The sequence below is a fragment of the Micromonospora sp. NPDC049175 genome, from assembly GCF_043197345.1.
Taxonomy (GTDB): domain Bacteria; phylum Actinomycetota; class Actinomycetes; order Mycobacteriales; family Micromonosporaceae; genus Micromonospora.
This window is the reverse complement of sequence record NZ_JBICSY010000005.1, coordinates 196,096-207,694: the sequence shown is the minus strand read 5'-3', so window position 1 is coordinate 207,694 and position 11,599 is coordinate 196,096. Positions and strand designations below refer to the sequence as shown.

Genomic DNA, 11,599 nt, shown 5'->3' with positions numbered 1-11,599 from the left:
CGGCGGCGTGAGCGTTCAACCCGGCTGGTATGTGGACCCGGCCGACACCGACACCCGGCGTTACTGGGACGGCGAGGGTTGGCTCGGCGCGCCCATCCCCGTCGATGCCACCCCGCCGGACGGCCCTCCGCCGGTCGAGCCGCCGCCGGCGCCGGTCACCCCGAGCGCGCCCGTCGCGGTGGGCACCTCGGGCCCGGCGACCGTCGTGCCCGGCGGGCCGCCGCAGCAGGGCCCACCACCGGGGTACGGCCCACCACCGGGGTACGGCCCGCAGCCCGGCCCCGGTCCAGGTTGGGGACCGGCCGCCGGCCCGCCTGGTTGGGGTCCGCAGGGCAGTCCGCCGGGCTGGGCGCCTCCGGGCGGCCAACCGGGCTGGGCGCCCCCGCCCGGCCACCCGGGTGTGCCGGTGCGACCGCCCGAGCCACGGCCGCACGGCCTCGTGCTGGCCGGTTACGGCCGCCGGTTCGTTGCCCGGCTGATCGACTTCGGCCTCGTCTTCGCGCTGAACATCGTGGCCAACGGCTGGTTCGTCTGGCGTCTGGCGCAGGAGTGGGCCCCGTACTGGCAGGAGGTCTTCCGGCGGGCGGCGCGGAGCGAGACCTCCACCGAGGACCTGCCGTTGCCCGGCCCGCAGGCCGAATCGCTCCTGCTGGTGATCCTGCTTGTCGCCGCCGCGCTCTGGTTGGCGTACGAGGTGCCGGCCATGGCCGCCAACGGGCAGACCGTCGGCAAGCGGCTGATGCGGATCCGGGCGGTGCCGATCGCCGCCGACCAGCCGCTGGGCATGGGTCGGTCGCTGAGCCGGTGGAGCACGCTGGGTCTGCCCACTCTGCTCTGGTACTGCGCCGGGATCGGTCTGGTGCTGCAACTCGTCGACGCCCTCTCCCCGCTCTTCGACCACCCGCTGCGTCAGGCGCTTCACGACAAGCGCGCGCAGACGGTCGTCGTCGAAGTTCCGCACGATCCCACCCCCTCGAACGACCGCAACCAGCCCTCGGGAGACACCCCATGACCGACTCCGGACGTCACCAGCCGGCGCTGCGGCTGACCCGCGCCGACCTGGACGCGCTGCCCAACTACGTGCCGGGGCGCAGTCCCGCCGACCTGGCTCGGGAGTTGGGCCTGCCGGAGGCCATCAAGCTGGCCAGCAACGAGGTGCCGTACGGGCCGCTGCCGGGCGTCGTGGAGGCGGTCACCGAGGCGATCACCACCTCGCACCGCTACCCGGACATGGGCGTGGTCGCGCTGCGTGACGCGCTTGCCGAGCGGTACGGGGTGCACGCCGACCGGATCGCCACCGGCTGCGGGTCGGTGGCGCTCGCCGAGCACCTGGTCCGGGCCACCTGCCTGCCCGGCGACGAGGTGCTCTACTCGTGGCGGTCCTTCGAGGCGTACCCGATCATCGTGGCGACCAGCGGCGCGACGAGCGTGCGGGTGCCCAACGACGCCGGGCACGGGCACGATCTGGCGGCGATGGCCGCGGCGGTGACCGACCGGACCCGGGTGATCTTCGTCTGCAACCCGAACAACCCCACCGGTACGGCGGTGCGCCGGGCCGAGCTGGACCGGTTCCTCGACGCGGTGCCGGACGACGTGCTTGTGGTGATCGACGAGGCGTACCGGGAGTTCGTCACCGACCCGGAGGTGCCGGACGGTCTCGACTACCTGGACCGGCCGAACGTGGCGGTGTTGCGCACCCTGTCCAAGGCGTGGGGTCTGGCCGGCCTGCGGATGGGCTGGCTGGTTGCCCAGCCGGTGGTGGCCGCGGCCATCCGCAAGGTGGCGACCCCGTTCTCCAGCAGCACCGCGGCCCAGGCCGGGGCGCTCGCCGCGCTGGCACAGGTGACGGAGATGGAGCGCCGCTGCGCCCTGGTCGTCGCCGAGCGGGACCGGGTCGGTGAGGCGTTGCGCAAGTTCGTGCCCGAGGTGCCGGCGAGCCAGGCCAACTTCGTCTGGTTGCCGCTGGGCGAGCGGGCGGTGGCGTTCGGCAAGGCGTGTGAGGCGCGCGGGGTGATCGTGCGGCCGTTCGCAGGGGACGGGGTCCGGGTCACCATCGGCACCCCTGCCGAGAACGACGCGTTCCTGGCCGCCGCCGAGTCGGCACTGACCTGACCCGGATCGGGCTATAAGTTCGGTTTGTCCGCTTCCGCCCGCTAACTGCCCTATCTTCCGAAGTAGCCGGTTGTATCGAGGAATCACACCGGCTCACTTCGAGAACGGGGTATCAAACAGTGCGTACTGCCAAGATCTGCCTCGCCGGAGCGGCCGCCGCCGCGATGGTGGGCTTCCTCGCCGCACCGGCCGCCGCCGCGCCCACCGACACCACCACCGTCACCTTCGAGGTGGAGGCGGGCACCCTCGACATCGACGCGCCGGCCACCGCCGACCTGGGCAGCGGTGCGCCCGGCAGCATCATCACCGGCCAACTCGGCACGGTCACGGTCACCGACTCCCGGGGTGCCGCGGACGCCTCCTGGGTGGCCTCGGTGACCGCCACCGTCTTCCAGACCGGCGGCGGCACCCCCGCCGAGACGGTCCTCCCGGGCGAGATCGACTACTGGTCCGGTCCGGCGACGGCGACCACCGGCACCGGCACCTTCACGCCCGGTCAGGTCAACGCCGCGGCCGCCGCGCCGCTGGACAGCGTCACCCCACTCACGGCGTTCACCCACACCGGTGGCACGGGCGGCAACACCGCGGCCTGGAACCCCACCCTGGTCGTCAACGTGCCGCTGGACAGCATCGCGGGCGTCTACACCGGGACGGTGACGCATTCGGTGGCCTAGCCGCCACGGCCGGTCGACCGTCGCGGTCGCGCTGGCGCTGCTCTCCCTCGCCGGTCCGGGTCTGTCGACCCGGGCCGGCGCGGCCGAGCCAGACGCCGACGACCGCCTCGGAATCCGGCTGCTGGAGGCACCTACCAACCGCCGCGACGACCCCCGGGCGTTGCGCTACATCGTCGATCACCTGCCGCCGGGCACCACGATCAAACGGCAACTGCTGATCGCCAATCGCACCGACGAGGACCGCCGCATCGACGTGTATCCGGCGGCGGCGACCGTCGAGGGTTCGGAGTTCAGGTTCGGCGAGGGCCGCGCCGCCAACGAGCTGACCTCCTGGGTCACCCTCGACACCTCGGCTGTCGAGGTGAAAGCGTGGGGCGAGGCCCGGGTCCTGGCGACCATCACGGTGCCGCCGCCCGCCTCGCGCGGCGAGCGGTACGGAGTGATCTGGGCGTCCGCCACCTCCGCGCCCCGGGCCGGCGGGGAGGTCACCCAGATCCACCGGGTCGGCGTCCGGATGTACCTCGACATCGGACCCGGAGGTGAACCGGTCTCCGACTTCTCGATCGGTGAACTTCGCCCGGCCCGCAGCCCCGAGGGCGAGCCCTCGGTGACCGCCCAGGTCACCAACACCGGCGGCCGTGCCATCGACCTGACCGGCACGGTCACCCTCAGCGACGGACCAGCCGACAGCCGGGCCGGCCCCTTCCAGGTCGGGCAGGGCGTCACGCTACCGCCGGGTGGCTCCGGGCAGGTCATCGCCCGACTGCCGGCCGCGTTGCCGAACGGGCCCTGGAAGATCGAGGTGAACCTGGAGAGCGGTCTGGTGAAGCGCAGCGTCAGCGCGCAGATCCAGTTTCCCGACGCGGGTCAGGTCGGCAAGCGGGGCAGCGTCATCTCCCGGATGACGTCCGGCTGGACCGTGGCGGCAGCCGTCGCGGGCCTCCTGCTCCTCGTCGGCCTCGCGGTGCTGGTCCGCCGCCGGTCCCGCCAGTCGCCTCGACCTCCGACCGGCAGGCCACGGGAGCGAGTCCCGGCCGGACGATGACGCCAGGCCGGCGGTCGGGCAGCGCATCGGCCGCCGGCGGCGGGCCTCCGCCAACCGCCGACGGCCGGCGTACGTCACACTCGCCGCCGACGACTGGCGGCGAGGCCACCGACGATCAGCAGGATCACGCCCAGTCCGAGGAGCAGCAACGTCGACCCGCCGGAACCGGTGACCGGCAGTTGACCGTGGCTGGGAGTGGGCTGGGGTGGCGCCGTCGTGGGTGGCGCGGGTTGTGTCGGCGTGGGCGTGGGTGGTGCGGGTTGCGTCGGCGTGGGCGTCGGTGACGCCGGCAGGATCTCGAAGGTGACGCCGGTGTCCGCCGACGGCGCGACCCGGGCGGCAGTGAACCCGCGCGCCGACGCGGGATCGGCGTCGAGCACCGGCGGAACCGCGAGCGCGAGGCTCGCCGCGGCGGCCAGTGCGCCACCCACGAGGTAGTTGGCTGCTGTCCTGCCCATGCGTGGACCCCTTCCCGAGGAAACCTGAACCATGAAAAACATACCTTTTACCGACAAAGGGTATGTACGGTTCGGGTTTCCGGGCACCGGAGACACCACGATCAGGTGGCGGCCAGGATCACCGCTTCGGCGGTCAGGTAGTAGCGCCTGTCGTCCGCGGCAGGGTCGACCGGCCGGCGGAGACGTTCCACCGCGACGTAGCCGCCCTCGGCCCCCACCGCCCCGGGCACCCAGCCCGTCCCGTCCCGTCCGACGTTCAGCGAGAAGCGGGACAGTTGCCTGCCGGTCACCGGGTCCAGCGTCACCAGGCTGTTGGCTTCGGTCAGCAGGTGCACCCGGCCGGGCTGCACGGCCAGGACCCGCACCGCGCCGAGATCGGCCGACCGCCACAACTCGGCACCCGTACGCGCCGACCGACCCACCACCGCTCCGTCGAGCACCACGACGACCTGGTCACCCACCACCGTGGCCCCGGCCGGATCGAGCACCGGGGCAGCGACCGGCTCGCCCGGGCCCACCAGCCATCCCCGACCGGCCGCGTCGCCCGGTCCCGAGGTGCGCAGGGCCGGGCAGTCCGACCGGCCGGTACGACATCCGAGCGGAGTCACCACCAACTCGTCCGGGCCACCCGGCGGTCGCCACCGTTCGTGCACCACGCCGGTCGCCGCGTCCCGGAACTCGACGGTCGCGGGTCCGGCGCACCGGTCCAGACCGATCAGCTGTCCGCTGGCGGTGGTGCCGAGGTCGCTGCGGCACCGGCCGGGCAACTCGGCCCGCCACAACTGCTGACCGCCGCTCACCTCGACCCCGCGCGCCTCGGCCTCGCCGCTCGCCACCACCACCGTGCGGCCGTCCGAGAGGTCGGCGAGGTGCAGCCCGCGCGGGTCCCAGACGGTGGCCGCACCGGTACGACGTACCACCGCCTCAGTCTCGGCGGGCTCCGGGCCGTCGACCCGCCAGAGCACCCGACCGGTGGGCGCGTCGAGCGCGACAAGTTTCCCGTCGGACCAGCGACTGACCACAGTCCTGCCGCTGGCGACCACCCCGGTCAACTCCGCCGGCCAGCGCCGGTACGACCAGTACGGGGTGGTCCGGTGCCGACCGTCGACCGGCCGGTCGGCGTAGACCTGGCGGTGTGCGGCGTACACCCGCAGTCTCCCGTCCACGATCAACGGGGCGACCGGCAGCCGACCGACCACACCGGCGGCCGGTTGGGCCGGCGGTGGATACGCGGCGTGGGCCACTGTGCTCACCTCGGCCGGCGCGAGCACCCGATAGGCGATGACCGCGACGGCCACGGTCGCGAGCAGCGCCGCGACCGCCATCACGAGCCGTCGTCGGCCTCTCGGGATCCCCATGCCGCACCTCCGCCCGGCACCCTACCCAGCGGAACCGGCCGGACCCCGCGCAGGTCACGGCGACCACGCGCGGAGGCGGAGGCGAAGGTGACCAGCCGGTGCTCAGGCGGCTTCGACGGCGCCGGCACTGGCCGCCACGGCCAGGTCGGCGAGGTCGCGCCCGAGTGCCACCTCGACCGCCCGCGCGGCGAGGCCGCCGAGCAGCAGCGCCACCACCCGACCGTACGGAGCGGTCGGCGCGGCCTCGTGGGTGACGGTGACCGCCGTGCAACCTCGGCGGCGACGCTTGACCTGCCGCAAACTCCAGGTGATCCGGTAGTCCACGCCAGCACCCGAGGAACAGAGCACCAACCGGTGCGGCGCGACTGCCTCCACCACCAGGAACTCTTCGGTGAGCGTGCCGCCGCCGGGCTGGGATCGCTCCTCGCGCCAGGCGGTGCCCGGCCCGAACGGACCCGGGGTGAGCACCTCGATCGGGCCGGCGGCGGTCAGCCGGGCCGCGCGGCCGGGCAGGTCGGTCAGCAGACACCAGACATCGACAGCGTGCGCCTCGATGAACCTGGTAACCGCCACCGTCGACATGCCAGCCTCCCGTATCCCCGACGGTACGCGGAGTGAGGGCCGGCCGTGGCCCCGGGAACGAATTTTCCACAGCTGCGGACCGGGGGCACTACGGCTTGAAGAGGAACACCTGCACGTCGTCGTTGAAGCAGGACACCTGGGCGACTGCGGTGCCCGCCGTTCGGCCACCGCCGATCGGGCCGATGCACATCTTCGGTGCGGTGGCGGCGTGCAGCCGGTAACCCTGGCCCACGTCCGTCTGGACCGGTTCGAGGATGAACCGCTGATCCGGACGGTTGCAGTAGCCGCGCGGCGCCACCAACTGCCCGTGGGCGGTCGATGGTTCGCCGTTCGGGTCGGGGTCGACCTGTAGGCATCCGCCACCGCCGGATGGGCGCGCCCAATAGATCTGGTACGTGTTGGCCGCCACCTTCCGCAGCTCGCTGGCGGCGGGCTCGGCCTCGGCACACGAGACGATCACGGCCACCTCCGGCCGGTCGTTGCCGGGCTCCGGACCCACGCCCACACAGTTGGACCCACCGCCGGTGGCCGCCGGCATCATGCGGTACGTGCCGGCCGCGGGCAGCGCGGCGGCGGCAGCCCTCGTCGGAGACGCCTTGGGCGACCTCGGCGCCCTGGTCGTGGGCGCCGGGACGACGATGCTCGAGGGAGGGCTGGGGCTGGCTGTCTTTCCATCGCGATCCTTCGACAGCAGTTGCTCCCCGTCGTCCTGGCCTGCGGTCGGCCCCGCCCGCACACCTGCCGGACCCTCACCCCGCTGCGAATCACGGAGCGCCCGGACCGCCACGCCGACGGCTACCAGGACCAGCAGGACAACCATTGCGCCGAGGAGCACACGCGTCGACCAGCCAGCCCGAAAAGCCAGCGGCGGCACGAAGTCGCGCAGCCGCAGCGGTGCGACGGCCACCCCGTCGGCCTCCGCGGCCCGCTTGCGGTGCAGTCCCGACCAGGCGCTGCCGCGCCGGTTCCGCACGGCCGTCGCCAGCGGCCCCTCGGCGTACGCGTGAACGCGCACTGGCCGGTCCGGAGTCGCGACCGACTCGCCCGCGACCGGCTCGGACCGCGCGGCAGCCGGATCGGACCCTCGGGGCGACGGTGCGGGTTCGCGCGTGGCGGACGGATCCGGCTCGACCGCGTATCGGCGCGGCTCGCCGACGACGGCGGCCGGCTCGTCGCTGCTCGACCCGGCGACAGCCGATGCACTTGTCACCGTCTCGCTGCCGTCCGGCTCGTCGCCGGTCGCCTCCGGCGGCCGCGTGCCGTCGCGCTCCCAGTCGGTCACCTGCGACAGTTCGGCCGGTAGGGGCGGTGCCTCGTCGAGCAGCCCCCACGGTGGGCGGACCCTCGGCTCGTCGGCGATCGAGTTGGCACCGGCGGTCGTGGTGGCGACGGGGGTGACCGGCTCGGGCTGACCGGCGGCGGCCGCCGCAAGCCCCTTGCGCACCGTGATCCAGGCGTCCACCGTGTCCTGGTCGCCGCCGCAGGCCCGGACGAAGGCCGCGACCAACTCCTCCCTCGGCAGGGTGGCCCGGCCCAGCGCCGTGTTCAGCGTGCTGTGCGGCAGCACGTCGCCGGCCTCCTGCGCCTTCCTGGTGACCTGCCGAATTGTCAGTCCGGACCACTGACGTAGCGCCCGCATCTGGGCCACGAACTCGGCCGCCGAGCCGGCGGCCTGTGGGTCAGGCGGCCCACCGACGGTGGGTTGCTCGTTCGCCATCGACCGTTTCTCCCCCCCGCTCAGCCAGCCCGACACACCCGCTGGGCATCCGAGCGTCGACTCCGCTCGGTGCTGGTCGGGCCGTGTCGACAGTGGACGACCCACCGCCCGGCCGATTGAGCATGGCCGGGCGGTGGGATCGTTTCAAGTCGGTACGGTTGATGATCAGGTCGGAGAGCCGGCGGGGGTCACCTGAGCGATGCCCTCGACGGTGCGCCGACTAGTAGGTGAAGCACTTGTGGTGCCCGGGGTCGTACGCCGTGATCTTGTTGTAGACCCGGGAGCAACTGCCCTTCGTCGTGATGGTCTTCCAGGACGTGAAGGTGCACGCGCGCAGGTCACCGCAGTGCTTGTAGCGGTAGGAGCCGGCCCCGGCCATCCAACCACGGACGTTGCTGCAGTTCGTCAACTCCTTGTAGACGTACTCGCCGCCTCCGGAGCGGAACTGCACGTACGTGTCGCCCGGCTTCGAGTTGCGGGTCGCCCACAGCCAGCCCGACGTCTTCTGCCACGCGAACGTACGGCGCGGGTTGTACCGCTTGTATCCGTGTCCTTCACACGGCCTGGCCTTCGTGGCACCGGCGGCGGCCCGATCGGCGGTGACCTCGTCGCCCTCGGCCAGTTCGCCGCTGTCCTCGGCGGCCTGGTCGGAGTCGGCGGCGACGTCGCCGCCCTGGGCCAGTTCGCTGCCGTCGGCGGCGGCCCGGTCGGCGGTGACCTCGTCGCTCTGGGTCGGTTCGCCACTGGACCGTTCGGCGATGGCCCGGTCGGTGGTGCCGTCGTTGCCCTGGGCCACCGTGTCACCCGAGCCAACGGCTGCGGGCTGGATGACCTGCACCCGACTCTTGGCGGCGTTGGCGTTGTCGCCCGAGCCGGTCACCAGGGCGAGGATCACGCTGAGCGCGGCGAGCAGGGAGATGGTGCCGAGGATCGCGTTGCGTGTGGTGGGGCGAATTCCGCCCTCAACCGAATGGGTTCTCATGTCCACCACTGCAGTTGTACGAATTGATCTCGGCAAGCAATCCGCTGGCTGGGATAGTCCCGGACGAGCACTCGGGACAGGACGGGCCCCGGACGACCGCTCGGCACCGGCCGTCGCCGACCGGTGCCGATGCTCCGGTCAGTGTTCGAAGCGACCGACCCGGATCGCGCCGATGAACGCCGTCCACCCAGGCGGGCTGACCGCGAGTGTGGGGCCGGCCTGGTCCTTGGAGTCGCGGATCGCGACCAGACCATGGACGTCGACCAGGTTGTCCGCCACTTCCACGCAGAGCCCCTGGTCGTTGGAACGGCTGCTGGTACGCCAGATCGCGCCCGCAAGTTCGTGCATCGTCGTTACCTCCGTGTGCGATGGGCCCCACCGCTGGCAGCCGGGTTGAGCCCGGCTCGGATCGCGCGGCGAGGCAACGGGATCCGGACGATCAACGGGTCAACCCGGGCCGGTTATCGCACCGGCTGTGCGATAACCGGTCCCGTGCACGAGACGGATGGAATGCGACCGCTCAGTGGGCCGGACGAATGGTGCCGCTGACCTCGCCCAGGGCGATTGTGGTGCCGTCCGGGCCGGGAGCGGTGGCGGTGATGGTCACCGTGTCGCCGTCGGCCAGAAAGGTGCGGCTCTCGTCGCCCACCGGGACCGGCTCGGCCCCACCCCAGGACAGCTCCAGGAACGAGCCGACCTGCGCGCGGTCGGGACCGGAGACGGTGCCGGAGGCGTACAGGTCGCCGGTGCGCAGTGCCGCGCCGTTGACGGTGAGGTGGGCCAACTGCTGTGCCGGCGTCCAGTACATGGTGGCGAACGGCGGCTCACTCACCAGCGCGCCGTTCCACTCCACCGCCAGCCGGAGGTCCAGACCCAGGTGCGGCACGTCGCGCAGGTAGTCGACCACCGGCGGGTCCTGGTCGGGGGCCGGGACGAAGGCGTCGCCGAGCGCGTCCAGCGGCGTCACCCAGGCCGAGACCGAGGTGGCGAACGACTTGCCGAGGAACGGTCCGAGCGGCTGGTACTCCCAGGCCTGGATGTCCCGGGCCGACCAGTCGTTGACCAGCACCACCCCGAAGACGTGGTCGGCGAAGTCGTCGACCGACACCCGATCACCCAACCGGCTGGGTACGCCCACCACGAAACCGACCTCGGCCTCGATGTCGAGGCGTACCGACGGGCCGGTGACCGGGCCCTCGGCGGAGGCCCGCTGGCCGGTCGGCCGGGTCACCGGCGTGCCGGAGACGACAACCGTGCCGGCCCGCCCGTGGTAGCCGATCGGCAGGTGCTTCCAGTTGGGCAGCAGCGGCGGCTGACCGGGGCGGAAGATCTGCCCGACGTTCGACGCGTGGTGCTCGGAGGAGTAGAAGTCGACGTAGTCGGCCACCTCGATCGGGAGCACCAACTCCACGTCGTCGAGGGGCACGAGCATCGGCTCCACGGCGGCCCGGTGCGTCGGGTCGGTCAACAGCTCGGTGATCCGCTGCCGCACCGCGACCCACTGCGGACGCCCCAGCGCCATGAACTCGTTGAGGGTGGGTCGGCACAACGCGCCGGCGGCCAGCAGCAGCTCCGCGGTCTCCGCGGCGGCCAGGTCGAACACCCACGACCCGATCCGTACGCCGATCCGCGGCCGGCCCCCGTCGCGCCGGAAGACCCCGTACGGCAGGTTCGTCACCCCGTACGGCGAACCGTCAACGCCGGTCACCCAGGTCATGCGTCGTAGCCCCCGTTCACCAGCCCCAGCCGGATCAGATCGGTAAGTGGTTCCAGGATGCTGCACGAGCCGAAGCCGACCCAGAGCGGACGAGGTTCGTGCAGCCGTGTCGTCGCGCGCTCCAACAGGGGGCGCGGGTCGAGAGCCGTCAACAGCTCACCGACCCGGGCCACACCCTCACCGTCGGCGGCGGCCAGCGTCGCGGCCAGCACGTTCGCGTACCCGTGGTGGGTGAAGCCGGTCTCCGGGTCGAGGTGGCGGACCGCCTGGTGCAGCCCGGCGGTGAGCTTGAACGGCAGGTCCCGGTCCCGGCAGGCGCAGATCACCGCGGCCAGTTCGGCCGGGGTGGGGAACAGTTCGGCGGCCAGTCCGCCGGTGCGGAACTTGGCGGCGATCGGCACACCGTCGGCGCGGGCGGCGGCGAGCGCGTCGAGCGCGCCGGTCAGCCCGAAGGTCAACGGAAGCTCGGCGTAGACGGTCTCCACGCCCGGGAGCGCGTCGGTCAGCCGCAGCAACTCGGCGATTCCGGGCAGCGGGTCCTCGCCACGCTTGGCGACCGCCACCTCGACCTGCCGCGCGGTGACGCCGTCGGGGGCGAGGAAGGAGAGCGCGAGGGGCAGCCGACCGACACCGGTGTCCCCGATGAGACCGATCACCAGACCCTCGCCCCTGTCGACGAGACCGCTCAGCTTGCCGGCCGCGACTGTCGAGGCGGGGACCAGCAGCGGGCCGACCAGGTCGGCGTACCAGGCGGCGCGGTGCTGGCGGTGGGCGGCCAGGGCGTCGTGCAGCGCGGCGCTGCCCGGCGGGAAGACGGCAGCGTCGTCCACCAGGCCGGTCAGGAGTGCGGGCACCTGCGTTGACACGGAACAAGAATGTACGGGACGCTACGAGGAACGGACAACAACGTCCGATTATCGGACACACCTGGCCGGTGGACGGGACATATCGGGA

12 protein-coding genes are annotated in these 11,599 nt (G+C 72.6%); 4 read left to right on the top strand and 8 right to left on the bottom strand.

Going from position 1 to position 11,599, the window contains the following annotated elements; translation table 11 throughout:
* The first annotated feature begins 7 nt into the window (after positions 1–7).
* The 4 genes from ACGFH8_RS21210 (at position 8) to ACGFH8_RS21195 (ending at position 3,831) form a co-directional block, all read left to right on the top strand.
* Positions 8–1,012, top strand: a complete 1,005-nt coding sequence (locus ACGFH8_RS21210) for an RDD family protein (RefSeq protein ID WP_393370446.1) — start codon at positions 8–10, stop codon at positions 1,010–1,012.
* Entirely contained in the window at positions 1,009–2,112 is a 1,104-nt protein-coding gene (gene hisC, locus ACGFH8_RS21205) for a histidinol-phosphate transaminase (protein WP_393369559.1), read from the top strand. The genes ACGFH8_RS21210 and hisC overlap by 4 nt, the downstream gene beginning before the upstream one ends.
* 119 nt (positions 2,113–2,231) lie before the next feature.
* Positions 2,232–2,786 (top strand): hypothetical protein, encoded by a 555-nt coding sequence (locus ACGFH8_RS21200; RefSeq protein ID WP_393369557.1) that lies wholly within the window; start codon positions 2,232–2,234, stop codon positions 2,784–2,786.
* A 160-nt stretch (positions 2,787–2,946) separates the two neighbouring features.
* Positions 2,947–3,831 (top strand): hypothetical protein, encoded by an 885-nt coding sequence (locus ACGFH8_RS21195; protein WP_393369554.1) that lies wholly within the window; start codon positions 2,947–2,949, stop codon positions 3,829–3,831.
* A 74-nt stretch (positions 3,832–3,905) separates the two neighbouring features.
* On the opposite strand, the gene ACGFH8_RS21190 is transcribed toward ACGFH8_RS21195, so the two are convergent.
* From ACGFH8_RS21190 to ACGFH8_RS21155, 8 genes are all read right to left on the bottom strand, one after another.
* On the bottom strand, positions 3,906–4,289 hold the full coding sequence (locus ACGFH8_RS21190; protein ID WP_393369551.1) for an LPXTG cell wall anchor domain-containing protein: 384 nt from the start codon (positions 4,287–4,289) through the stop codon (positions 3,906–3,908).
* A 101-nt stretch (positions 4,290–4,390) separates the two neighbouring features.
* Positions 4,391–5,647, bottom strand: a complete 1,257-nt coding sequence (locus ACGFH8_RS21185; RefSeq protein WP_393369548.1) for a PQQ-binding-like beta-propeller repeat protein — start codon at positions 5,645–5,647, stop codon at positions 4,391–4,393.
* Between the two features lie 102 nt (positions 5,648–5,749).
* Entirely contained in the window at positions 5,750–6,229 is a 480-nt protein-coding gene (locus ACGFH8_RS21180) for an SRPBCC family protein (RefSeq protein WP_393369547.1), read from the bottom strand.
* 88 nt (positions 6,230–6,317) lie between these two features.
* Positions 6,318–7,946 (bottom strand): helix-turn-helix domain-containing protein, encoded by a 1,629-nt coding sequence (locus tag ACGFH8_RS21175; RefSeq protein ID WP_393369544.1) that lies wholly within the window; start codon positions 7,944–7,946, stop codon positions 6,318–6,320.
* A gap of 220 nt (positions 7,947–8,166) precedes the next feature.
* Entirely contained in the window at positions 8,167–8,928 is a 762-nt protein-coding gene (locus ACGFH8_RS21170; RefSeq protein WP_393369542.1) for a hypothetical protein, read from the bottom strand.
* Between the two features lie 138 nt (positions 8,929–9,066).
* Positions 9,067–9,276: a DUF397 domain-containing protein gene (locus ACGFH8_RS21165; protein ID WP_393369539.1), complete on the bottom strand. Its 210-nt coding sequence runs from the start codon at positions 9,274–9,276 to the stop codon at positions 9,067–9,069.
* A 172-nt stretch (positions 9,277–9,448) separates the two neighbouring features.
* Complete coding sequence (fahA, locus tag ACGFH8_RS21160; protein ID WP_393369536.1) at positions 9,449–10,645, bottom strand: fumarylacetoacetase; 1,197 nt, start codon at positions 10,643–10,645, stop codon at positions 9,449–9,451.
* Positions 10,642–11,511: a hypothetical protein gene (locus ACGFH8_RS21155; RefSeq protein ID WP_393369533.1), complete on the bottom strand. Its 870-nt coding sequence runs from the start codon at positions 11,509–11,511 to the stop codon at positions 10,642–10,644. Before ACGFH8_RS21155 ends, fahA begins: the two co-directional genes overlap by 4 nt.
* Between the last annotated feature and the right edge of the window lie 88 nt (positions 11,512–11,599).

What these genes read in the sequence shown, in the direction of transcription:
- ACGFH8_RS21165 (WP_393369539.1), bottom strand. Translation starts at nt 9,276, where the DNA reads ATGCACGAACTTGCGGGCGCGATCTGGCGTACCAGCAGCCGTTCCAAC.
- ACGFH8_RS21180 (WP_393369547.1), bottom strand. Translation starts at nt 6,229, where the DNA reads ATGTCGACGGTGGCGGTTACCAGGTTCATCGAGGCGCACGCTGTCGAT.
- ACGFH8_RS21170 (WP_393369542.1), bottom strand. Translation starts at nt 8,928, where the DNA reads ATGAGAACCCATTCGGTTGAGGGCGGAATTCGCCCCACCACACGCAAC.
- ACGFH8_RS21190 (WP_393369551.1), bottom strand. Translation starts at nt 4,289, where the DNA reads ATGGGCAGGACAGCAGCCAACTACCTCGTGGGTGGCGCACTGGCCGCC.
- fahA (WP_393369536.1), bottom strand. Translation starts at nt 10,645, where the DNA reads ATGACCTGGGTGACCGGCGTTGACGGTTCGCCGTACGGGGTGACGAAC.
- hisC (WP_393369559.1), top strand. Translation starts at nt 1,009, where the DNA reads ATGACCGACTCCGGACGTCACCAGCCGGCGCTGCGGCTGACCCGCGCC.
- ACGFH8_RS21175 (WP_393369544.1), bottom strand. Translation starts at nt 7,946, where the DNA reads ATGGCGAACGAGCAACCCACCGTCGGTGGGCCGCCTGACCCACAGGCC.
- ACGFH8_RS21185 (WP_393369548.1), bottom strand. Translation starts at nt 5,647, where the DNA reads ATGGGGATCCCGAGAGGCCGACGACGGCTCGTGATGGCGGTCGCGGCG.